The organism is Ruegeria sp. YTSC106 (assembly GCF_059609765.1).
Genome location: NZ_JBXWMI010000017.1, coordinates 67,752 through 90,273 on the forward strand (window position 1 = coordinate 67,752; position 22,522 = coordinate 90,273).

Here is a 22,522-nt window from a genome sequence, read left to right on the forward strand (position 1 = left end):
GCGTCTGATCTTCCGGTCCCTTGAGTCGTTCAGGGATCGCCCCCCACCAGCGAGTTTCGCCCGTGGGGGCAATTGTGCATTTAACCGGTGTTTCTTATCTAAGAAGCGCCACGAGATAACCGGCTAAGGAGGCCGAAGGCATGTTTGAAAATCTATCCGAACGCCTCTCTGGTGTCTTCGACCGGCTGACCAAACAGGGCGCCCTGTCCGAGGAAGACGTCAAAACCGCCCTGCGCGAAGTGCGGGTTGCCCTGCTGGAGGCTGACGTCTCGCTGCCGGTTGCAAGGGAATTCGTCAAGAAGGTGCAGGAACAGGCGACCGGTCAGGCTGTTACCAAGTCGATCACACCCGGCCAGCAGGTCGTCAAGATCGTGCATGACGCTTTGGTTGACACCCTGCGTGGCGAGGAAGACCCGGGTGCGCTGAAGATCGACAACCCGCCCGCGCCGATCCTGATGGTCGGCTTGCAGGGCTCTGGTAAAACGACGACCACCGGCAAGCTTGCCAAACGCCTGAAAGAGAAAGAGGGCAAGAAGGTCCTGATGGCCTCGCTGGACGTCTATCGCCCGGCGGCGATGGATCAGTTGGCCGTTCTGGGCACGCAGGTTGGTGTAGACACTCTGCCGATCGTGCCGGGCCAGAAACCGGTAGACATTGCCAAGCGCGCCAAGCAACAGGCGACGCTGGGCGGCTACGACGTCTATATGCTGGATACCGCGGGTCGTCTGCATATCGACGAGGTTCTGATGAACGAGGTCGAGCAGGTCCGCAACGTGGTCGACCCGCGTGAGACGCTGCTGGTCGTCGACGGCCTGACCGGTCAGGTCGCCGTCGAGGTGGCCGAGGAGTTTGACGCCAAGGTCGGTATCTCGGGCGTGGTCCTGACACGGATGGACGGTGACGGGCGCGGCGGTGCGGCACTGTCGATGCGCGCCGTGACCGGCAAACCGATCCGCTTCGTCGGTCTGGGCGAGAAGATGGACGCGCTCGAAACTTTCGAGCCGGACCGGATTGCCGGTCGTATTCTGGGCATGGGCGACATTGTTGCCCTGGTCGAAAAAGCCCAGGAAACGATGGAGATGGAACAGACCGAGCGCATGATGAAGCGCATGGTCAAGGGTCAGTTCAACATGAACGACCTGAAAATGCAGCTGGAACAGATGATCCAGATGGGTGGCATGCAGGGCATGATGGGCATGATGCCGGGCATGGGCAAGATGGCCAAACAGATGGATCAGGCCGGACTGGACGACAGGATTCTGCGCCAGCAGATCGCCATGATCCAATCCATGACCAAGCGCGAACGCGCCAACCCGCAACTGCTGCAAGCCAGCCGCAAAAAGCGCATCGCGGCGGGTTCCGGGATGGAGGTCAGCGACCTCAACAAGCTGCTCAAGATGCACCGGCAGATGTCGGACATGATGAAGAAGATGGGCAAGATGGGCAAAGGCAAAATGCTGAAACAGGCCATGAAAGGCATGTTCGGCAAAGGCGGCCCCAGCCCCGAGGACATGGCCGCAGGAATGGATCCCAAAGCGTTGGAGCAGGCGGCCAAGGCCATGGGCGGCAAGATGCCCGGTCTGGCCGGCGGCATGGGTCTGCCACAGGGCCTAAGCGGGTTCGGAAAGAAAAAGTGACGCCAGCACGCTGCACCCAGCCCCCGTCCGGAAAGGCGGCGATGGCAGCAGCGCAATATCGCGCAGCCCTGCCGGTCATTCAGACCCGGCGGCTGGTTCTGCGTGTGCCCACCCTGGACGACCTGCCGGTGTGGACGTCGATCTGCAACGACAGCTTTGGTGATACCGCGCAAGACGCGTGGACCGAGTTTTCCTATTATACCTCGGGCTGGCTTCTGCATGGTCACGGGCTGTTCTCGGTCACGCTCAAGGGTGATGATCGCGCAATTGGCTTCGTCGTTCTGGGCCTGGAATGGGACGATCACGAACCGGAACTTGGCTATATGTTCAGCGCTGAACACCGCATGCAGGGCTTTGCCACCGAGGCATGCGCCGCCGTACGTGATTTCGGATTTGACCTGCTCGGATCCGGGCAGTTTGTAAGCTACGTTTCGCAATCCAACACCCGTTCGAACGCGCTTGCACAACGACTGGGCGCAGCGCGTGATGCCAATGCAGAAAGCACCTTTGGACCAACCCAGCATGTCTGGCGGTACAGCGAGGGGCAGGAATGACATTCGCGATGCCAATCCCGACGCTGGAAACCGAACGCCTGATCATGCGCGCGCCGTCCGAGGCTGATGTCAACGCGGACACTGCCTTCTTTGCCAGCGAAGCCGCGAAGTTCGTCGGCGGTCCTCTGCGCAAGGATGAGGTATGGCGGGTGGTTGCCTCGCTGCTGGGTCACTGGGCCATGCGCGGCTATGGGTATTGGAGCGTCGATGAAAAGGACACCGGCACCTATGTCGGGCGGATCGGACTTTGGTTTCCAGAAGGCTGGCCGGAACCCGAGATAGGTTGGACCCTGTTGAACCATGCCACCGGCAAAGGTTATGCGACCGAGGCCGCGCTGACTGCACGCACCTATGCCTATGATGTATTGAGTTGGGAAACCGCGATCTCACTGATCGACCTGGACAATCACGCCAGCAAGGCCGTGGCCAAGCGTCTGGGCGCGCAGTTCGAGTATCACTATGACCACCCCAAGTTCGGAAAGTCCGAAATCTGGCGGCACCCGGCACCCTCGGATCTGGTGAATGGCGGAATGGAGGCTTACGCATGACCTCTTTCACCATCCCCACCATTGAAACCGAACGCCTGATCCTGCGCGCCCCGCATCTGGATGACCTGCCCGCGATGACCGTGTTCTTCGCAACCGAGCGCAGCCATATGGTGGGTGGCCCCAGGGATGCGTTCGAATGTTGGAACTCATTGTCGAACCGACTGGGTCATTGGGCGCTGCGAGGTTATGGCCTTTGGCACCTGACCGAAAAGGCTGGCGGGGCATTCGTTGGCTGGGCCGGAATGATCTACGTGCCGGGCTGGGCGGAACCGGAATTGGGCTGGACCTTGCTGGAAGAAGCCGAAGGTAAAGGGCTGGCCTTTGAAGCCGCCCAGGCTGCGCGCGCGTACGCTGCACGACATCAGGGCCTGAACGGCGTGATCTCATACATAGCTCATGCCAATGATCGTTCGCGCGCCTTGGCTGAACGGCTTGGTGCCACGCTTGAGCTTGAGAATGCCGAACTTCTGGGCAAGCACGCTCAGATCTGGCGCCACCCGCAGATAGACTTGACCACCGAGAGGACCGGCCAATGACCAACCCCGTGACACAGGCTGCCACGCTGTTGAAAGAGCATCGCGAAAGCATCGACCGACTGGACGCGATCCTCGTCTATACGCTGGGCGAGCGGTTCAAGCACACGCAGGCCGTTGGCAAGCTCAAGGCCGCACACGACCTTCCCCCGTCCGATCCCTCGCGCGAAGCTGCGCAGATCGCACGGTTAGAAGACCTGGCGAATGAAGCCGATCTGGATCCCGACTTCGCCAAGGCTTTCCTGAACTTCATCATTCAGGAAGTCATCCGACACCACCGGAAGCATCAAGAGTGAACCTCCGGTTCAACAAACACCAGAACTAACCGGCACCCACGCCGGATACGCCATTCAAAGGAGATACCACCATGGCAATGAAAATTCGTCTCGCCCGCGGCGGCTCGAAAAAACGTCCCTTCTATCGCATCGTTGCGGCTGACAGCCGTATGCCTCGCGATGGCCGTTTCATCGAGAAACTGGGCACCTACAACCCGCTGCTGCCGAAAGACAGCGAAGAGCGCGTGAAAATGAACATGGAGCGCATCCAGTACTGGCTGGATCAGGGCGCACAGCCCACCGACCGTATCGCTCGTATGCTGGAAGCAGCCGGTGCCAAAGATAAGGCAGAGCGCAACAACCCCAACAAGGGCACCCCGGGCAAGAAAGCCCAGGAGCGCGCGGAAGAAAAGGCGGCAAAGGCGGCTGAAGCGGCTGCTGCACCGGCTGAAGAAGCCGCCGCAGAAGAATAAGCAGGCGGACGCGTGCAAGATCAAACTTTTTCTGACGATTTTCGCACGCAGTTCGACCTGTTGTTGCGGCTCCGGCGTGATGTGCGCCGGTTCCGCTCCGAGGCGATTGACGAGGCAGTGCTGGCGCGCTGCCTCGACGCATTTCGACTGGCCCCTTCGGTGGGGCTCAGCGAACCCTGGCGCGTGATCCGCGTCGAAAGCGAAGCGGCTCGGGCCGCAGCGCTGAAGAATTTTCGAACCGCCAATGACCACGCTTTGGCTGGGTACTCGGGTGACAAGGCGCAGCTGTACAGCAGCCTGAAGCTGTCCGGGATGCAAGAAGCGCCTGTGCAGCTAGCCGTCTTCTGCGACGACGGCACCGAAAAGGGACTGGGACTTGGCGCCGGTACGATGCCCGAGATGCGGCGCTATTCTGTCGTGTCCGCGATCACCCTGTTCTGGCTTTCACTTCGCGTGGAAGGGCTGGGGCTGGGTTGGGTTTCTATACTGGATCCCGACCAGATGATGCGCGATCTGAATGCTCCCGAGACCTGGCGTCTGATTGGTTATTTCTGTGTTGGCAGGCCAGAGCAGATGTCGGACATGCCTGAACTGGAACAGGTCGGCTGGGAAAACCGGGCACAGGGCCTGATGATCGAAACACGGTAAGACCTCATGTTCGGATTGATACGACTTCCCATTCTGCTGCTGATCGCCTTTATTGTAGGCGTGTTCTTTGAGCGCAACAACCAGCGCGAAGCCTGCAATGGGCTTGGCGAATGGAGAAACGGGATATGTTTGACGACAGGGGCAGCCAATGAGTGATCTGATCTGCGTCGGCAGAGTTGCGGGGTCTTATGGCGTGCGAGGTGAGGTGCGACTGAAGAGTTTTTGCGCCGTTCCCGAAGATATCGAGGCCTATTCGCCGCTGACCGATGAAGCGGGCAAAGAACGTTATCCGGTGGTATTGACGCGCACGATCAAGAACGGGTTCGCGGCCCGCCTTGGTGGCGTTGAGACCAAGGAACAGGCGGATGCCCTGAATGGTTTGCGCCTTTTTGCGAGGCGCGACCAGTTGCCTTCGCTGCCCGATGACGAGTTCTACCACAACGATCTGATCGGGCTGGACGTCTATGACACCGGCGGCACCCTTTTGGGCAAGGTCAAATCCGTGCAGAACCATGGAGCGACAGACTTGTTGGAATTGCACGGGCCGGGCTTGAAAACCACGGTTTTGCTACCTTTCACGATGCAAGTTGTACCCACAGTGGACTTGGAGCAAGGCCGTATCGTAGCCGACCCGCCCGAAGGCCTGATCTGATGCGTCGGGTCCTGTTGCATCTGGGCCTGCACAAGACAGGCATGACCGCAGCACAGTCCTTCCTTCATGAAAACCGGAAACTGATCTGGCCCCGCTTCGCATTGGTTCTTCCCTATAAAACACGCAACTGCGGCTTAAGCGAGATGGCCACGCGTCATTCGCTTTATCGGCTGGATGCAACCCTGGCGGGTTTTGGGAGTCACCTGCACGCGTTTCTCGACAAGCTGCACTTCGGTGCATACCGGGGGTTGATCCTGAGCGAAGAAAACTTCGCAGGCTTGCGCCCCAGCAGGAATAAGCATGAAGGTTACGGGGCCGCACCGGAACTGGCGGAAACTCTGGTCAGCGTCGTTCGGCGTCGGTTCCTGGGCAACAAGACCGACATCACGATCTACATGTCCTTGCGCAACCGCGATCAATGGCTGCGGAGCCTGTGGGCCCATGACTTGCAGAAATCACGCATGGTGCAGGACTTGGACACTTTTTCGACCGACCTTGCCCATTTGCCATCCCTTCAGGAAACCGCCGACGCCGTCAGGAACCGGCTGCCGTCTGTCACAGTCCGAACGGAATGGATGGAGGCGTTGCAGAACCACCGCTTTGGTGCAGGTGCGCCGTTGGCCGAATTTCTGAACCTGCCGCCCGAACAATCGGCACAGCTTGTCGGGCCTGCACATAGCACGTCTGCATTTTCCGACGATGTGCTGCTGGAAATCCTGGCTCTGAACCGTTCCTCGCTGGACGAAACCGCCATGATCGCCCAGAAGAAAGCACTGATTCACTCCGCACAGAACGAACTGGCCCGCCAGACATGACAGAGAAACCCAGCAGATCCCATGGCCGTAAGGCAATCCGTCCTGCCCTGAAACCACGCGAGCTGATGACGCCGAGTCCTGACCTGCACGGGGTCTGGAAAACCAAGATCATCACTCTGTTCCCGTCCGCCTTTCCCGGTGTTCTTGGCGAAAGCCTGACAGGCAAGGCCTTGCAGGAAGGGCTATGGCAACTGGAAACAGTGGATCTGCGACAGTTCGGTATAGGCAAACATCGCAACGTTGATGACACCCCGGCCGGGGGTGGCGCCGGAATGGTTCTGCGGGCCGATGTTCTGGGTGACGCGATCGAGCATGCGATGGCAGGTGTTCAAGGGAACTGGCCGCTGATCTACCTCAGCCCGCGCGGGCGCCGCATGGATCAGCGCATGATGCAGAATCTTGCCCGTTGTGACGGCATTACCCTTCTGTGCGGTCGTTTTGAAGGCGTGGACGAGCGCGTTTTGGAACATTATGGCGTGCAAGAGGTGTCGTTGGGTGATTTCGTCATGACCGGCGGCGAAATTGCGGCACAAGCCCTGATTGATGCCACAGTACGGCTGATTCCCGGAGTTCTTGGAAATCAGGCTTCGACCGAAGAGGAAAGTTTTGCCTCGGGTCTGCTGGAGCACCCCCAATATACCCGTCCGGCAGATTGGAAAGGACACCCGATCCCCGAGATTCTGATGTCGGGCCATCATGGCCGGATCGCGGGGTGGCGCCATAAAATGGCAGAAGAAATCACGCGCGAACGGCGCCCTGATATCTGGGCAGAGTATGTCAAAACCAACTCCGAATCTCAGGACTAAGCCCGCATGATGTGGCCGGGTTGCCGAAGGTTCTAGGTTTGTCAGATTGCCAGTTTTAGTTGATCACACCTCAATGTATTCGCTCTTAGGTTACATGGGGTTTGGGATAAAAAGAAGTGAAACTGAAGTTACTATGAAAAAGCTACTGCTTGGCACTTTATTGGTTGCCTCCGCCTGTACCACCAAACCGCTTGGGATGTCCGTTCCGACGCAAGCCGGTCATAATCTGCACTCTGCGAAGGTTGCCGTTGATTCCTGCTCTCAGGAAGCTGACGAGGGCGGCAACAGCGCCGTAATCGGCGGTTATGCAACCAATATCCTGCTTTGGGGCATCATCATCGGGCCTGCCGTCACCGCGCCATTTCAGGACGAGCTGCGGCAACAGGGCGAAATCGATCAGGTTGATCGCTGCCTACGCGCACGCGGTTTCGAGCGGCGCGAACTGACCGCGGGTGAGTCGTTCTGGGTGCGAAACGCCTTTGGTGATGAACGCGAACGGCGGCTGGACCACCTGGTCGGGGGCGGCACTATCGAAACCTACGGAACATCACAAAACTAGCGCCGCGCTTTCCAGCTGGCCCAAGTCTCTGGGGTGCCGTTGAACGTGTTGATGTCCACCCTACCCTGAACCCCCGGCACCAGCCCGGTGCCGGTGTATTGCCAAAACCGCCAGACCGTGCGGGGATAGACCTGACGCGGATGGCCTGCGACGGATCGCAACCAGAACTCGGTTTTGGGCAAACGCCCGATATCCGTATCCGCAAAGAAATCCACTGTCGTGTAGACGATCGGACGCCGACCATAATGCCGTTCGAGAATGTCCAAAAAGCGCTGCGCTTCGGCGCGGACAGTTCTGCCATCGGGCCGCAACGTGCAGGTCTTGGAATGCGGCGTCCACTCCATGTCAAGAACATGCGGCAGATCTGCCCCTTTCGGGACGTTCTGAATGAACCAACGTGCCTGTTCCCGGGCCGATCGGCAGAAATAATAGTAGTGATAAGCCCCCCACGGCACGCCCGCTGCCTGAGCACCGCGCCTGTGGTCGTCGAATAATGGATCCGCCACATCGCCGCCTTCGGTTGCTTTCAGAAACGCAAAGCTTACGCCCGAAGCTTTGGCCGTGCGCCAGTCTATCGGTCCCTGCCAGCGCGAGACGTCAAGCCCGTGGATCGGATACAAGCCAGGGTGACGGCCCTCCCAGTCATGTGGATCGGCGTCACCAAAATCAGGATAGATTACGGACGGTGCTGTCCTGTCCACGCCCGGCGTGGGCTCCACGACCTGCGGTTTCGGGCCGCCGCGTCCACACGACATAAGCAAAGCGGCTGCAATCGTCAGCATAAGTCCAATTCGCATCATGGGGTCCTGTCTGAAATTTCTGCTCTTTCAATTCCCTTCAGAATGCCTGATCTGACTGCTGTGGCAACGGTGGGATTTTCGAAAGGCGGATTCCCACTGCTTCGCCATACGATTTGTCCTTGATCCCGGCACACAATACCCTTAAACGACCGCAATCCGGTGCCGCATTCTGCGACTCCGGTGTTTTGGTTTGATTCATGGCTTGAAGCTCGGCTTTCTTCGGCGGGGATGTGTCAGATCAAACCAGACCAAAGGAACATTCGATCTGACCTCTGGCGGGCTGCATGCAGGACCCGGTGAAGACCAAGAGCTCTCAGGCCGTGCCCAAACTTCGTGGACCAACCACGAGCATATAGGAGTACCTGCGATGGATCTTATCGCACAGCTTGAGGCGGAACAGATTGCCGCCCTGGGGAAAGACATCCCCGACTTCAAAGCGGGTGACACCATCCGTGTCGGCTATAAGGTGACCGAAGGGTCGCGCACCCGTGTGCAGAACTATGAAGGCGTCTGCATCGCGCGCAACAACGGCAATGGCATTGCCGGTTCGTTCACCGTTCGCAAGATTTCGTTTGGCGAAGGCGTGGAACGTGTGTTCCCGCTGTATTCGACCAACATCGACAGCATCACCGTTGTCCGCCGTGGCCGCGTTCGCCGCGCCAAACTGTACTATCTGCGCTCGCGCCGTGGTAAATCCGCGCGTATCGCAGAAGTCACCAACTACAAGCCCAAGGCTGGCGCCGAAGCGTAAGGAACGGAAAGATGAAAAAAGACATCCATCCCGATTATCACGTCATCGACGTCAAAATGACCGATGGCACCGTGGTTCAGATGAAGTCCACCTGGGGCGCCGAAGGCGATCAGCTGGCTCTGGAAATCGACCCCTCCGTGCATCCAGCATGGACCGGTGGCTCGTCGCGCCTGATGGACGCTGGCGGCCGCGTGTCGAAGTTCAAAAAGAAATACGAAGGTCTGGGCTTCTAAGTCTGACTGGTTGCGAATTCGAAAGGCCGTCCCTTGGGGGCGGCCTTTTTTTGTAAGCTTCCATGTGTCTTATGGACGCGACACCGGACAAACCGGACAAGATGCGTTTGGGCACAGGCTCAGTGATGCTACACTCCGGGTGACCAACGCCCAGCTTCCACGGAGACCCGGACATGCCCCAGTACAACGACATGATCGAGCTATCGGTCGAGGACATGGATCTGATTGAAACGGCATTGCGCGGTTCGATCGCTTCGTTGTCACAAGCTGCACTGGACGAACCAGAGAACAGCAGGACCAACCGTGAAGACACATTGCGGCGCATTCACGAACTTCTGGGCAAGCTGCACGATCAGAAGGTCTTTTTTCGTCCTCATAAAGGGGTGTACCTCGGAGGTTAGGGACAAGGCTATCGCGGTTTGCGCGTCAAGTCCGCTGCACTGTGGGGAGGGGGAACTGGTCCACGCAATAGCATGAGTGCCAGAGTCATCCCGGCCAGCGCCGCGATCGCTGCAACCATCATGGCACTGTTAAAGGCGTTGTCCTGCATATCCCTTAGGGCCTTCGCCAATTTACTTCCCGTTGCCGGATCCATCTCCGAGATCAATTGCTGTATCTGGCTGGGCGCTCCATGTGTCAGCGCATGGGCCAGATCCTCGCGCTGGGTTGACCCGGCAGGCAACGCGTCGATCACCTCGGACAGACCGCGGCGTTTCGTGATTGCTTCAGCCAGACCTCCGACCACGGCGCCAAGTGTTGCTCCGAAATAGAGACAGGCGTTTATGACCCCCGAACCCTGCCCGACATGTTGCTCGGGTAACAGGCGCAGACCCAGACGAGGCAACAGCGAAAAGCAGATGCCCAGCCCGACCCCGACGATCAGCAGCTTCCACCAGATTTCGGAAAAATGCGTGGTGTTCGTGGTTGTCGTCAGCAGCAGGAACCCGCAGGCCATTGCCCCCAGGCCAATCGCTATCGGCCACTGAAAGCTGTACGGGGCAAGAAAGCGGGGCGCGGTGACAGATATCACAAACATGCTGAGGCTGAGCGGCATGATCGCCAGCCCCGCATCGATGGACGAATACCCAAAAGCATCGGGCGATTGGACGAATGTATTGAAATAGACAAAGAAGCAGAACAGCGTGAAGCCGGTAAAGAACATCCCCGCCGCGGCCATCAAATAACGCGGATGGCGAAAGTACCGAAGCTCGATCAGGGGGTCGTCGCTGCGGCGGGATACGATGACAAGGGCAATTGTCGACACGGCCGCCACGCCCAGAGGCACCAGCGTCAGAGGCGAAGTCCACCCACCGCTTTCCCCATTGCTGAGCGCAAAGGACAATGGCCCGAGGAAAAACAGTATGGCAACGGCCCCTGCATAATCGAACTTTGCGTCGGCAAGACGGGTTTCGGGAACATATTTCCGTTTTCTGACATGCAGACCGATGGCAAAGGCCAAAGCCAGCAGAACCAAGTCGGCTGCAAAGACCGCGCGCCAACTGACATAGTGGCCGAATGCGCCGCCGACGATAGGCCCTACACCAATCGCCAGTCCGACAATCGCGCCCCAGATGCCGGTGACGCTGGCGCGCTGCTCCTCGGGCGTGGCTGCCGTCAGCAGTGACAAAGAGGTGCCAAACAACGCCGCCGCGCCTGCACCTTGCGCGCAGCGCCCGATGAGCAGCATGGCCCCATCCTGCGCAAACAGGGCCGAGGCTGACCCGATTGCAAAGACAATCATGCCAACGAAAAAAACACCCATCTTGCCGGTGATGTCCCCCAACCGGCTAACGATGCAAACAAGCGTCGCGCTGGTCACGGAATACGCGGCCATCACCCATTGCAATCCTGACGGGGTCAAATCGAAATCAGCCTTGAGGTTGGGCAAGATGGTGGTCACAGCAGTGGTGTTAAACCCCACGACCATCATGCAAATTGCCGTCAAGGCCAGCACCACGCGGGCGCCGGATTGCGGAGATACATTTGCCGAGGTCTCGTCGCCCATTAAGCACTCGCAAACCAAGATTGTTTGATACGATTATTCATCAGTTTAGCGATTTCTGACCCTGAGCATAGGGCTGCGTCAGATCCAGTAGGACAGGGCAAACGGCAGCACCAGGATTGTGCTGAGCGTGGAGACAAGAATATACCCGGCCACATCTGCCCCGTATTCCGGAACATGCTGGTCGATAAACAGATAAGTCGCCACGGATGAAGGCATCAGGCAACACAGGATCAGAGCACCCCGTTGCACTCCCGTAAAACCAAACAACCAGATCAGAACGCTGGCAATTGCAACGGCCATCGCCAGATGCAAGGCTGTCAGCAGAACAGCACGGCCCAGGCTTTTCACCTGCAACGTCGCAAGAGTATGCCCCAGTGTCAGCAGCATGAGAGGGATCGACAACCCACCAAGGATGTCAAAGGACTTTGCGACCGGTTGTGGCAGGCTTTGCCCGGTCGCCATCAGGATCAGAGAGAACCCCACGGCGTAAATAATCGGGGACGTCGCCAGTTTCCTGGCTGAGAATTCTCCGGCGGGAATCCACATGCCCACGGTAAAGATGCTGATCAGCACCACCACCACGAACGCCATGGTGTAGGCCATACCTGCATCACCCAGCGCCAGCAGAGTGATCGGCAGGCCAATGTTGCCGACATTGCCGTGCATCAATGGTGTCAGAAACGCGCGCACCGGCAAGCGGAGACTCCTGAGCGCGACATACCCCAAAACACCGAAACCCGCCACCGCAAGGGCAGCGGCGGTCATCATGTCAAGAAACGTGCCTACGGCCAGTTTGGTGGTCGACAAATGAGAAATGATCAATGTCGGATAGCCGACTTTCGAAACGATCCCGCCAATGACCTTGTTGTCAAATGGGGCCTGAATCACGGCAAGAACATAGCCAATACCGGCGCAGATCAGAACTGGCAGAACCACGTTCAATACGTTCAGGAACAGGTGCTCCAAGCAGAATTCTCCTAGCCGAAACCGTTTTTCGACAGTGAATCAGCGTCATTGCATTGGCAAGCGCCCTGTGTAACCCGTGTTCTGCGTTAGGTTTTCCCAAATAGAGTCTGATATTGCCCGAAAGCGCCGCTTGAGGTTCTTTTCATCGCGGTCGACACAACATATAGTGGGCACCAACAACGTGTAGTGAAGCACGGCGAGACTTGGGAATACAAGCATGGCACATATCATTGTGGTCGGGAACGAAAAGGGTGGCGCAGGCAAATCGACCGTGTCGATGCATGTGGCAACCGCACTGGCCCGATTGGGGCACAAGGTCAGCACCTTGGATCTGGACCTGCGTCAACGCAGTCTGGGACGCTATTTCGAGAACCGCAACAACTTCCTGAAAAGCTCGGACCTGACTCTGCCAAGCCCGCGCCATCACGACCTGCCCGAGATTGATGCCGCCACGCTGAAACCGGGCGAGAATATCTATGACCATCGCCTGTCTGCCGCCGTTTCCCAACTGGAAAGCGACAGCGACTTTATTCTGATCGACTGCCCGGGGTCTCATACCCGGCTCAGTCAGGTGGCGCATTCGCTGGCCGACACACTGATCACCCCGCTGAACGACAGCTTCATTGATTTCGACCTGTTGGCACGGATCGACTCGCAGGGCGAGAAGATCCTTGGCCCCTCTGTCTATTCCGAGATGGTCTGGAACGCACGACAGTTGCGGGCGCAGGCTGGACTAAAGCCCATCGACTGGGTCGTCGTTCGCAACCGCGTCGGTACACAACGCATGGTCAACAAGGAAAAGATGCAGCGCGCGATCGAGATGCTGTCGCAGCGCATCGGCTTTCGCGTCGCCTCGGGCTTTTCCGAGAGGGTTATTTTCCGCGAGTTGTTTCCCCGTGGCCTTACCCTGCTGGACCTCAAGGACATCGGCGTCAAACAGCTGAACATCTCGAACATCGCCGCCCGTCAGGAGCTGCGCGACATGATGAAAGAGCTGAACCTGCCGGGTGTGGAGATTGATTTCTGATATGCTGTTTCGGCGGCCGCTCTGCGGACAAAGTTGCCGTTCCGCTTGGAGGACCATATGTCCGTTTAGCTGAGATACAGTAAGTTTTGTTTCAAAGTCCCAAACTCATCTCATGCCATACCATTCCTCCGTGGTCGGAGGCAGACCGTCTCAGATAGCTATAGCCCAGCTTCTCGTAAAGCGACACGTGATGCTCTTTGCACATCAGATGGATCGTTGCCTTGTTCATCTGCTGCATTCGCCTGACAAACTCATCCATCAGAGACCTTGAATAGCCCTTGCCTTGTTCGGTCGGGTCTACGACAACGGACATGATGACCACATTGGGCGCGTCAGGGTCGTGGCCGATAAGTTCCTTGAACTCCTCGTCAGACATTTCAACCTCATGAGCGCATCCGCAGTTGATAAAGCCAACGACCGTTCCATCCACTTCAAGGATCAGAAAGCCATCGGGGTAGGTCTCAATCCGTCTGCAGATTTTGGCGTGTGTCGCAGCCTCTTCACCTTCGTAGGCCGCGGTCTCGATTTCGAAGCAGCGATCCGCATCAGCGACATGGGCATTTCTAAACTTGCACATACAGTTCTCCCACTTGTTATGGAGAGATATAGCCTAAGAAACCCGAAGCTGTCTCGCGGCCGGCAAAGCGTATCGATAACCAGACAAAGGCGCGAATTGCAGCCTCTGCCGAATTGGCTTGAACTGTTCATCTGACGATTTCAGCAGGTCATCCGGTAGGTTCAGGGGATATCAAAATCCGGCTAGCGGGACAAACTTGCCAGTCGCTGCACGCGCATAATCACAAAGAGTTTGCTAAAGTCAGCGGCGAACGGCCGAAACGATGACGGACGGAGCCGGGACCAGAAAACCGCCATTGTGTTTAATACCTTGAGAGCGAGTACGTGCCGCCAGATCAGAGCGAATTGCATCTCGTTTTTGGACTGGCTGCGCTCCCAAAAGTGATGCTGCGCGAACGGCACCTTGGTCAAAGGCATCAAACAAGTCTTCAGGTTGCTGCACATGCAGTTCTGACGGCACATCGATCAACTGAACCTCTGCAAATCCCGCTTTGGTGACTTTAGTTTCAGCAGCAGCGCGGTCCGCAAGCATATGAGCATCAGGTCCGAAGGGCAATGTGACCGAGGGATCGCCCAGACGTCCAACCGCATCGAACAACCAACCGAATGCTCCATCTGATCCTTTCCCTCTCCAGATTGAAAATGCGATATGCCCTCCCGGTCTCAATACCCTTGCCGCTTCCGCCAAACCACGTTCGGGATCGGGAAAGTGCGGTACGCCGAAACCAATAGTGACAGCATCAAAGCTGTTATCGGCAAAGTCCATTGACATCGCATCTCCTTGAATGAAGGAAGCGTCCGGCACAGCTGCTTGCGCAAGGGAAATCATTGCCGCAGAAAAGTCGAGCCCGGTTACAGTAGCGCCTCTTGACGTGAGTTCTGCAGCGACCACACCATGCCCGCTGCATAGATCAAGAACCGTTGACTTAGGTCCAGCCGAAACTGCATCCGAAAGCCTTTGCGCCACAGCGAGCGTAGCTCGGTCGAACCCATCTGCATAACCCTTGGCGATAGCTGGATTGGCCCAGCCTTCGCGCTCCATCTTTTCAAAATCATTGAGGTCGGTCATGCATCCTCCAAATCAGGTCAGCGTAGCATCAACAATTTTCTGAAGCCAATGGAAGCCCTCTTCGCGCCCTACGACAGCCTCCCGGCAGTCTTGCCACGACCTCCGCTGGAAGCACAAACCAGCTATTGGATTAAAGCCGCATTATTCTTGAACGCCCGGGCTAACCCGCCGCTCATGCCCAGCTAAACCAAGACGTTCCATCTAGTCCTTCAGGTTCGGAAATGCTGAACGTAATAGCCGCAGTTTCACTCGGTTCCTGATGGTTCGCCGGGACTGTATACCGTAAACAGCTCTTTCGGCTCATTCACACCCCGCAGCATGTAGCGACCGACCGAGACAAGTTCCTGTGCGCAGGGTCGTGCAGCGCGGGCGACGTCGTCCGAGATCAGGATCCTCTGACCCAAAGACCGGTGCATGCCCGCGATGCGGGCGGCCTGGTTTACAGCCGGGCCGATCACGGTGAAGTCCAGCCGTGTCTCGGACCCGATATTGCCATAGAGAATTTCGCCGGAGTGTAGCGCCAGCGTATAGTTTGCCACAGGCAGGCCTTGCGCACGGCGTTTGGCGTTCAGTTCATCCATGCGGGACTGCAACAAAGGCACGGCGCTCAGCGCAGCGCGAGCGTCTTCGTCGATCTCTCCGACATCGAACATGGCCATCAGCCCGTCGCCCATGAATTTCAGGATGTTACCGCCCTTGTCATGCACCACACCCACGGCAACAGCCAGATAGTCGTTCAGCATGTCGATGATCTCATGCCCTGGCAGGTCTTCGGACAGCGTGGTGAAGCCTTCTAGGTCGAAATTCCAGATCACCGCATCGATTTGCTGTAAGGACCCGCGCCGAATTTCACCCGACAGAACCCGGCGACCGGCATCCCGCCCCAGGTAAACCCGCATCAGATCCTTGGCCAATTCCTGGTTCTTTGCGGATTTGAGCGCCAGCCCCAGATGCGGCAGTACAGTGTGTATTCGGTTCAGATCGCTGTCTTCAAATCCGTTCGGTGCGTCGCAGGTCCAGGACATCAGAACGCCATCGCTGACCTTTTTCGTGCCGTCGGGGCGCAGTTGTTTCGTTCCTTCATAAGACAGGCCGGTGGCATAATAATCGGTTGCTCCGATTTCACGCAGATCGTTCAGCAGGGGAAAGCGGCTGGGTTCGTTGTGCTCGACCATTTTGACCCGGATTTCATCCAGATCTTCGTTTAGCAGCGCATAAAGAGGGCTTCGCTGCCAAACTTCGCTGGGCGTGTCCGTGTATTCAAACGTCTCGGATTCGCCACCCGCGCCGTTGTACCAGCTGTAACCGGTGCCGCCATAGACCGGATGCAGGGTCGATTGCGCCGCATGAAAGCGCATCAACGGAACACCCATATCTACCAATCGGGTACAAAACCCTTCCAACAACTCTTCTTGCCCGGCGCCCTCAAGCCCCTTGTTAACCAACCAATCGATCAGAGAATGTGTGGAATCCGAAGCGGAATCTAGCGAGGTCATTTTAATGTCCGTATCAAGCATGATCCCCATTTGGGGGCGGCACGCATCAATTGCCATAGGTCAGTCCAAACCGGCCAACCTTTGCAGCATTTGACGCAACAACGCGGCCTCTTCCGGTTTGAACAGGCCTGACAGTTTCGCATCGTACTTGGCAGCAACGCCGCGCAGGTCACGATACACAGCCTGCCCTGCCGGTGTCAGTGTCAGCCATTCCGCTCGCCGATCCGCTTCGTCCCGCGTGCGTTTCAGATATCGACGTTCTTCCAGCTTGGCGACCGCACGGCTGATCTTGGTTTTGTGCATTCTGGCGCGCTCTCCGATTTCCTTGGCGGTCATCTCGCCAAACAGCCCCAAATGGAACAACACCCGCCATTCGGTTCTGAGCATCCCATAGCGGCCCTTGTAAACAGCCTGAAACTCAAGCGAAGCCCGTTCGGCAGCCTGATTCAGCAGGAAGGGCAGAAAATTCTGCAAATCAAAGTCATCATTTTTTTCGGATTCATCGTGTGTCATGCTTGTTAGTTACAAAATCAACTATTAACCGACAAGCAGCAAACGGAGGAAAACGCAATGAATCGTCCGACTGATCCGCATACGCTGACACAGGCTGCAACGCCTGTCGGAACTCACGCAGGCTATATGCCCGGCTTTGGGAACGACTTTGAGACCGAGGCCCTGCCCGAGGCCTTGCCGCAAGGGATGAACAGCCCGCAACGGTGCAACTATGGTCTTTACGGAGAGCAGCTGAGTGGCACGGCCTTTACCGCCAACCCACCTGAGCGCACCTGGTGCTACCGTATTCGCCCATCCGTAAAGCACTCGCATCGTTATGAAAAAATCGATCTGCCCTACTGGAAATCGGCCCCATGTATTGATCCGGATGTGATCAGCCTTGGTCAGTACCGTTGGGATCCCATCCCGTATTCCGATGAAGGTCTGAATTGGATGACGGGTATGCGGACCATGACGACCGCAGGTGATGTGAACACGCAGGTCGGCATGGCAAGCCACATCTATCTGGTCACGGAATCCATGGTCGATGACTATTTCTTCTCGGCAGATTCCGAATTGCTGGTTGTGCCACAGGAAGGGCGCCTGCGATTTGCGACAGAACTGGGAATCATTGACCTGGAGCCAAAGGAAATCGCGATCATTCCGCGTGGTTTGCTGTACCGGGTTGAGGTTCTGGAAGGCCCTGCGCGCGGCTTTGTCTGCGAGAATTACGGTCAGAAATTTGAGTTGCCGGGTCGCGGGCCGATCGGGGCCAATTGCATGGCCAATCCGCGCGACTTCAAGGCACCGGTGGCGGCTTATGAAGATCGTGAAACCCCTTCTACCGTGACAATCAAATGGTGCGGGCAATTCCACACCACCAGGATCGGCCACAGCCCGCTGGATGTCGTGGCATGGCACGGCAACTATGCGCCCTATAAATACGACCTGCGCAACTATTGCCCCGTCGGCGCGATCCTGTTTGACCATCCCGACCCGTCGATCTTTACCGTTCTGACGGCCCCGTCCGGCCAGCCGGGTACGGCCAATATCGACTTTGTCCTGTTCCGTGAACGCTGGATGGTGATGGAAGATACCTTCCGCCCGCCATGGTACCACAAGAACATCATGTCCGAGCTGATGGGCAACATTTACGGTCAGTACGACGCGAAACCGCAGGGCTTCGTGCCGGGTGGGACTAGCCTGCATAACATGATGATCCCGCATGGCCCTGACAGGGAAGCTTTTGACAAGGCGTCATATTCCAATCTGGGGCCGGACAAGCTGGATCAGACGATGTCGTTCATGTTCGAAACCCGCTTCCCACAGCACCTGACCCCGTTTGCTGCCACCGAAGCGCCATTGCAGGATGACTACATCGACTGCTGGACATCCCTTGAGAAAAAGTTCGACGGGACGCCGGGCAAGAAATGAGCCTCCCACTGGTTCACTTTCATTGCAGCCGTTCTGCTGGCGTGGAATTGAACCGGTTGCTGAGCTAACATTCCTCGGCAACCGGTGTGCAGTGACGCGCCCCTCGCATACGATGTGCCACAACCGAGGCGGCTTCGTACTATTGCAATCGCTGTTCCGGAGTTAAGATCCTTCAGAACCTCTTAGAACATAACAAACAGGGGCAAGATATGCCTTTAATGACTTCTTGGGTTGCGTCGGCCAATGACGCGACACATCCGTTCCCACTGAACAACCTTCCGTACGGCGTCTTCTCGACCGAAGGTGATGATCCGCGCTGCGGCGTGGCCATCGGTAACATGATCCTTGACATTACCGCAGCCGAGGCCGAGGGCCTGATCTCCCTGACCGATGAGCCACTGTTCGACATGCCGTTCTGGAACCCTCTGATGGAGGAAGGTCCAGCCGTCTGGACCGCGCTGCGCGAACGGCTTATCAGCCTTCTGGCCGAAGGTTCAGACGAGCAAGCCAAGGTCGAACCTCTGCTTGTCAAACAAGAAGACGCGGAAATGCATCTGCCCTTCGCCGTCAGCGAATACACCGACTTTTATGCAGGTCGAAACCATGCCTTCAACGTCGGCACCATGTTCCGGGGGCCCGAAAACGCTTTGCCGCCGAACTGGCTGCATATTCCGATTGGCTATAACGGCCGGGCATCTTCGGTCGTGGTATCGGGAACGGAAATTCGCCGCCCCTGGGGTCAGCTGAAAGCCCCCGATCAGGACTTGCCCGCCTTCCTGCCCAGCCGTCGCTTTGACATCGAGCTTGAGATGGGCGCGATTGTCGGAACACCCTCGGATGGTCCGATCACCGTGCAGGAAGCGGATGACAATATTTTCGGCTACGTGCTTCTGAATGACTGGTCCGCGCGGGACATCCAGGCATGGGAATACCAGCCGCTGGGCCCGTTTCAGGCAAAGGCCACGGCCACCTCGATCAGCCCATGGATCGTGACCAAGGCGGCCCTCGAGCCATTCCGCTGCGACACGCCGCCCCGCGAGTTCGAGCTGCTGGATCACCTCAAGGATTGCGGCCCGATGCTCTATGACATCGATCTGGCGATCACCATGGCACCTACCGGGCAAACCGCCACGACGATTGCCCGGACCAACTACAACCAGATGTACTATTCTGCTGCGCAGCAATTGGCGCATCACACCACATCAGGATGCCCCATGAACACGGGCGACCTACTGGGATCCGGAACCATTTCCGGGCCAACCAAACCTGAACGCGGCTCGCTGCTGGAGCTCAGCTGGGGCGGCAAGGAACCCCTGACATTGGACAGCGGTGAAACCCGCAGCTTCATCGAGGATGGCGACACGTTGACCCTTACCGGTGCGGCCAGTGCGGACGGCTACACGATCGGCTTCGGTGAGTGTGTCGGCACCGTTCTGCCTGCTCTTGAAAACCCATATTCACGATAAGGAACCCACCATGGCCAAAGCATTCGCGTCCCAGGGGGACATGTCGGAAAAAAAGATCAGCTTCACTGAAGTCGGAGAAGGGCTCTATGCCTTTACCGCCGAAGGCGACCCGAACTCGGGTGTGATCATCGGTGACGACAGCGTGATGATAGTCGAGGCGCAGGCGACTCCGCGTCTGGCAAACAAGGTGATCGAATGCGTGCGTTCCGTCACCGACAAACCGATCACGCATGTGGCCCTGACCCACTACCACGCAGTACGTGTTCTGGGCGCAAGCGCGTTCGGCGCGCAGCAGATAGTGATGTCGGACATGGCCCGCGCCATGGTCGTGGAGCGAGGTCAGGAAGATTGGGACAGCGAATTCCAGCGTTTCCCGCGCCTGTTCGAAGGGCACGAAAGCATCCCCGGCCTGACCTGGCCCACCACCACCTTCAGCGATACGATGACCGTCTATCTGGGCAACCGCCGGATCGACCTGATGCATCTGGGCCGCGCGCATACGGCAGGCGATATCGTCATCCATGTGCCCGATCAGAACGTGATGTTCACCGGCGATATCGTCGAGTATCACTCGGCCTGCTATTGCGGCGATGGGCATTTCAGCGACTGGGGTGACACGCTGGACGAGATCAAGTGGTTCGATGTCGACGCCATTGCACCGGGGCGCGGCGATGCGCTGGTCGGCAAGGATATGGTGAATGCGGCCATTGAAAATACCCGCGATTTTGTCGAAAGCACCTACCGCCCGGCGGCCAAAGTTGCGGCACGTGGCGGCAGTCTGAAGGAAGCATGGGATGCAGTCCGAGCGGAATGTGACCCCAAATTTGCCGATTACGCGATCTACGAGCACTGCCTGCCGTTCAACGTGGCTCGCGCCTATGACGAAGCTCGCGGCATCGACACGCCCCGTATCTGGACCGCACAGCGCGATCTGGAGATGTGGGAGGCTCTGCAAGGTTGACGAAAAACGGTCGAGTTTGATCCAGATCGTTTTTTGCGGCGGGATTCGATGAAACCATAAGCCAAGGCCTCCGGCGCTCGTCGCCGGGGGACAGGATATGCAGCACATCGGTGCATCTGTTTGGGGGGAGCCCATGAACAAGATCTTTGAAACGCCGCTATACGGATATGAACGCAGCCCGGATCAGGACAGCCCGATGCCCGTCAGGCGCAAGGTCATCGTGATCGGTGCGGGCCCGGTTGGTCTGGCCGCCGCTATCGATCTGGCCCAACAGGGGGTCGAAGTCGTGGTTCTGGACGAGAACGACAAGGTCAGTTTTGGCAGCCGTGCCATCTGTTTTTCCCAACGTACGCTGGAAATTGCAGACCGGCTGGGTTGCGGTCAGCGATTGGTCGACAAAGGCGTTCTTTGGGACCGCGGCAAGGTCTTTTTCGATGATCGTCAGGTCTATGAATTCAACCTGCAACCGGACGAAGGTTACGCCAACCCGGCCTTCATCAACCTGCAGCAATACCACTTTGAAAATTACTTTGTAGAACGTGTTCGCGAGTTGCAGGCAGACGGCGCGCCGATCGAAATTCGCGGGCGCAACAAGGTTGAGGCGATCGGTACGCACGAAGACCACGTTCGGCTGGAAGTCGAAACCCCCGAAGGCCCTTATACACTCGAGACCGAATGGCTGATCGCCTGCGACGGCGCGGCGTCTCCCACCCGGCGGATGCTGGGTATCGATTTCGAAGGGCGCGTTTTCGAAGACAACTTCCTGATCGCGGACGTGATCATGGATGCCGATTTCCCCTCGGAACGCTGGTTCTGGTTTGACCCTCCGTTCAATCGCGGGCAATCCGCGCTTCTGCACAAGCAACCCGACAATGTCTGGCGTATTGACCTGCAACTGGGTTGGGACATCGACAAGGAACGCGAAAAGCGCCCCGAGAATGTGATCCCGCGCCTCAAGGCAATGCTTGGGGATGCCGTCGAGTTTCAGCTGGAGTGGGTCTCGATTTATACATTCCAGTGTCGCCGCATGGAAAGCTTCCGCAAAGGACGGGTCCTTTTCGCAGGCGACAGCGCGCATCAGGTCAGCCCCTTTGGCGCGCGCGGTGCCAATTCCGGCCTGCAGGACACTGACAACCTGTGCTGGAAGCTGAAACTGGTGCTGGATGGGAAAGCCCCCGAAAGCCTGCTGGACAGCTACAACGCGGAACGCGTGCACGGGGCTGATGAGAACATCCAGAAATCCAGCCGGTCGACCGATTTCATCACTCCGAAATCCGAGATGTCGCGGGTTCTGCGGGATGCGGTTCTGGACCTGAGCGAGCAGTACGAGTTTGCCCGTCCGTTGGTGAATTCAGGACGCCTGAGTCAACCTTGCACCTATGACAGCTCTTCGCTGAACTCTGCCGACGCGCTGGATGGCCCAGCCGAGACACGCCCCGGCTCGGCCTGCCCGGACGCGCCGCTGGGTGATGAGTTCCTGTTGCCCAGACTGGCAGGCAAATTCACCCTTTTGACAATTGACGCAGATGCCCCAGAGCTGCTGGAAGAAGACGGGGTTGAGGTCACGCGGTTGGCGCTGTCGGTCAAGGATGACCTGACCCTGGCGCTGAAACGTCGCTATCTGGGCGACGCAGCCAGCGCAGTTTATCTGATCCGCCCCGATCAGCACGTGGCGGCGCGACGGGGCAGCTATGAAGAAAACAGTTTCCGGCATGCGATCCGCAGAGCCTGTGGTAAGGAGTAAGC

Annotated in this window: 27 protein-coding genes; 20 read left to right on the forward strand and 7 right to left on the reverse strand. The window is 57.7% G+C overall.

Translation table 11 applies throughout. The annotated features are described in order from the left end of the window. The first annotated feature begins 140 nt into the window (after positions 1–140). The 12 genes from ffh to AC2FEB_RS19500 all read left to right on the forward strand — a co-directional run bounded on the left by ffh (position 141) and on the right by AC2FEB_RS19500 (position 7,500). Positions 141–1,637: a signal recognition particle protein gene (gene ffh, locus AC2FEB_RS19445; protein ID WP_117869910.1), complete on the forward strand. Its 1,497-nt coding sequence runs from the start codon at positions 141–143 to the stop codon at positions 1,635–1,637. Positions 1,638–1,678: 41 nt separating this feature from the next. Continuing rightward, a complete protein-coding gene (locus tag AC2FEB_RS19450) occupies positions 1,679–2,191 on the forward strand; it encodes a GNAT family N-acetyltransferase (RefSeq protein WP_117869911.1) in 513 nt (170 codons plus the stop codon). Continuing rightward, positions 2,188–2,739, forward strand: coding sequence for a GNAT family N-acetyltransferase (locus tag AC2FEB_RS19455; protein WP_117869912.1), 552 nt, complete (start codon positions 2,188–2,190; stop codon positions 2,737–2,739). The genes AC2FEB_RS19450 and AC2FEB_RS19455 overlap by 4 nt, the downstream gene beginning before the upstream one ends. Continuing rightward, entirely contained in the window at positions 2,736–3,275 is a 540-nt protein-coding gene (locus tag AC2FEB_RS19460; RefSeq protein WP_117869913.1) for a GNAT family N-acetyltransferase, read from the forward strand. The genes AC2FEB_RS19455 and AC2FEB_RS19460 overlap by 4 nt, the downstream gene beginning before the upstream one ends. Beyond that, the gene (locus AC2FEB_RS19465; RefSeq protein WP_117869914.1) at positions 3,272–3,568 is read left to right on the forward strand and encodes a chorismate mutase; all 297 of its coding nucleotides are present in this window, start codon (positions 3,272–3,274) and stop codon (positions 3,566–3,568) included. Before AC2FEB_RS19460 ends, AC2FEB_RS19465 begins: the two co-directional genes overlap by 4 nt. 71 nt (positions 3,569–3,639) lie before the next feature. Next, positions 3,640–4,020 (forward strand): 30S ribosomal protein S16, encoded by a 381-nt coding sequence (rpsP, locus tag AC2FEB_RS19470; RefSeq protein ID WP_496675954.1) that lies wholly within the window; start codon positions 3,640–3,642, stop codon positions 4,018–4,020. Between the two features lie 12 nt (positions 4,021–4,032). Continuing rightward, positions 4,033–4,668, forward strand: coding sequence for a 5,6-dimethylbenzimidazole synthase (bluB, locus tag AC2FEB_RS19475; protein WP_117869916.1), 636 nt, complete (start codon positions 4,033–4,035; stop codon positions 4,666–4,668). A 6-nt stretch (positions 4,669–4,674) separates the two neighbouring features. Continuing rightward, positions 4,675–4,824: a hypothetical protein gene (locus AC2FEB_RS19480; RefSeq protein ID WP_162896811.1), complete on the forward strand. Its 150-nt coding sequence runs from the start codon at positions 4,675–4,677 to the stop codon at positions 4,822–4,824. Continuing rightward, positions 4,817–5,320, forward strand: coding sequence for a ribosome maturation factor RimM (gene rimM, locus AC2FEB_RS19485; protein WP_117869917.1), 504 nt, complete (start codon positions 4,817–4,819; stop codon positions 5,318–5,320). Before AC2FEB_RS19480 ends, rimM begins: the two co-directional genes overlap by 8 nt. Next, the gene (locus tag AC2FEB_RS19490) at positions 5,320–6,135 is read left to right on the forward strand and encodes a hypothetical protein (RefSeq protein ID WP_496884322.1); all 816 of its coding nucleotides are present in this window, start codon (positions 5,320–5,322) and stop codon (positions 6,133–6,135) included. Before rimM ends, AC2FEB_RS19490 begins: the two co-directional genes overlap by 1 nt. Next, positions 6,132–6,941, forward strand: coding sequence for a tRNA (guanosine(37)-N1)-methyltransferase TrmD (gene trmD, locus AC2FEB_RS19495; protein WP_496884323.1), 810 nt, complete (start codon positions 6,132–6,134; stop codon positions 6,939–6,941). The genes AC2FEB_RS19490 and trmD overlap by 4 nt, the downstream gene beginning before the upstream one ends. A gap of 133 nt (positions 6,942–7,074) precedes the next feature. Further along, positions 7,075–7,500 (forward strand): hypothetical protein, encoded by a 426-nt coding sequence (locus AC2FEB_RS19500; protein WP_117869920.1) that lies wholly within the window; start codon positions 7,075–7,077, stop codon positions 7,498–7,500. Here AC2FEB_RS19500 and AC2FEB_RS19505 read toward each other — a convergent pair. Continuing rightward, positions 7,497–8,297, reverse strand: a complete 801-nt coding sequence (locus AC2FEB_RS19505) for a glycoside hydrolase family 25 protein (RefSeq protein WP_205511819.1) — start codon at positions 8,295–8,297, stop codon at positions 7,497–7,499. The two genes, AC2FEB_RS19500 and AC2FEB_RS19505, sit on opposite strands and share 4 nt — an antisense overlap. A gap of 370 nt (positions 8,298–8,667) precedes the next feature. On the opposite strand from AC2FEB_RS19505, the gene rplS reads away from it, so the two are divergent. The 3 genes from rplS (at position 8,668) to AC2FEB_RS19520 (ending at position 9,685) form a co-directional block, all read left to right on the forward strand. Continuing rightward, positions 8,668–9,051, forward strand: a complete 384-nt coding sequence (rplS, locus tag AC2FEB_RS19510; RefSeq protein ID WP_117869922.1) for a 50S ribosomal protein L19 — start codon at positions 8,668–8,670, stop codon at positions 9,049–9,051. Positions 9,052–9,062: 11 nt separating this feature from the next. Beyond that, on the forward strand, positions 9,063–9,284 hold the full coding sequence (gene rpmE / locus AC2FEB_RS19515) for a 50S ribosomal protein L31 (protein ID WP_050605278.1): 222 nt from the start codon (positions 9,063–9,065) through the stop codon (positions 9,282–9,284). Between the two features lie 173 nt (positions 9,285–9,457). Next, entirely contained in the window at positions 9,458–9,685 is a 228-nt protein-coding gene (locus AC2FEB_RS19520; RefSeq protein ID WP_117869923.1) for a hypothetical protein, read from the forward strand. An 8-nt stretch (positions 9,686–9,693) separates the two neighbouring features. Here the strand turns inward: AC2FEB_RS19520 and AC2FEB_RS19525 are convergent, their stop codons facing one another. Continuing rightward, positions 9,694–11,289, reverse strand: a complete 1,596-nt coding sequence (locus AC2FEB_RS19525) for an MFS transporter (protein WP_496675975.1) — start codon at positions 11,287–11,289, stop codon at positions 9,694–9,696. Positions 11,290–11,367: 78 nt separating this feature from the next. Beyond that, on the reverse strand, positions 11,368–12,255 hold the full coding sequence (locus AC2FEB_RS19530; RefSeq protein WP_496675977.1) for an AEC family transporter: 888 nt from the start codon (positions 12,253–12,255) through the stop codon (positions 11,368–11,370). 217 nt (positions 12,256–12,472) lie between these two features. On the opposite strand from AC2FEB_RS19530, the gene AC2FEB_RS19535 reads away from it, so the two are divergent. Then, positions 12,473–13,282, forward strand: a complete 810-nt coding sequence (locus tag AC2FEB_RS19535; protein WP_117869926.1) for a division plane positioning ATPase MipZ — start codon at positions 12,473–12,475, stop codon at positions 13,280–13,282. Positions 13,283–13,373: 91 nt separating this feature from the next. Here AC2FEB_RS19535 and AC2FEB_RS19540 read toward each other — a convergent pair whose 3' ends face one another. From AC2FEB_RS19540 to AC2FEB_RS19555, 4 genes are all read right to left on the reverse strand, one after another. Next, the gene (locus tag AC2FEB_RS19540) at positions 13,374–13,859 is read right to left on the reverse strand and encodes a GNAT family N-acetyltransferase (protein WP_496675979.1); all 486 of its coding nucleotides are present in this window, start codon (positions 13,857–13,859) and stop codon (positions 13,374–13,376) included. Positions 13,860–14,099: 240 nt separating this feature from the next. Next, positions 14,100–14,927 carry a class I SAM-dependent methyltransferase gene (locus AC2FEB_RS19545; RefSeq protein ID WP_496675981.1) on the reverse strand — a complete coding sequence of 276 codons (828 nt, stop codon included), beginning with the start codon at positions 14,925–14,927 and terminating at the stop codon, positions 14,100–14,102. A gap of 245 nt (positions 14,928–15,172) precedes the next feature. Further along, positions 15,173–16,423 (reverse strand): adenylate/guanylate cyclase domain-containing protein, encoded by a 1,251-nt coding sequence (locus AC2FEB_RS19550; RefSeq protein ID WP_496675983.1) that lies wholly within the window; start codon positions 16,421–16,423, stop codon positions 15,173–15,175. Between the two features lie 60 nt (positions 16,424–16,483). Continuing rightward, positions 16,484–16,936: a MarR family winged helix-turn-helix transcriptional regulator gene (locus AC2FEB_RS19555; protein ID WP_117869928.1), complete on the reverse strand. Its 453-nt coding sequence runs from the start codon at positions 16,934–16,936 to the stop codon at positions 16,484–16,486. A 57-nt stretch (positions 16,937–16,993) separates the two neighbouring features. Here AC2FEB_RS19555 and hmgA point away from each other — a divergent pair, with 57 nt between their 5' ends. The 4 genes from hmgA to AC2FEB_RS19575 all read left to right on the forward strand — a co-directional run bounded on the left by hmgA (position 16,994) and on the right by AC2FEB_RS19575 (position 22,520). Beyond that, positions 16,994–18,349: a homogentisate 1,2-dioxygenase gene (gene hmgA, locus AC2FEB_RS19560; RefSeq protein WP_117869929.1), complete on the forward strand. Its 1,356-nt coding sequence runs from the start codon at positions 16,994–16,996 to the stop codon at positions 18,347–18,349. Between the two features lie 209 nt (positions 18,350–18,558). Beyond that, a complete protein-coding gene (fahA, locus tag AC2FEB_RS19565; RefSeq protein ID WP_117869930.1) occupies positions 18,559–19,815 on the forward strand; it encodes a fumarylacetoacetase in 1,257 nt (418 codons plus the stop codon). 10 nt (positions 19,816–19,825) lie between these two features. Further along, the gene (locus AC2FEB_RS19570) at positions 19,826–20,776 is read left to right on the forward strand and encodes an MBL fold metallo-hydrolase (RefSeq protein ID WP_117869931.1); all 951 of its coding nucleotides are present in this window, start codon (positions 19,826–19,828) and stop codon (positions 20,774–20,776) included. 133 nt (positions 20,777–20,909) lie between these two features. Further along, a complete protein-coding gene (locus AC2FEB_RS19575) occupies positions 20,910–22,520 on the forward strand; it encodes an FAD-dependent oxidoreductase (protein ID WP_117872855.1) in 1,611 nt (536 codons plus the stop codon). Positions 22,521–22,522 lie beyond the last annotated feature (2 nt).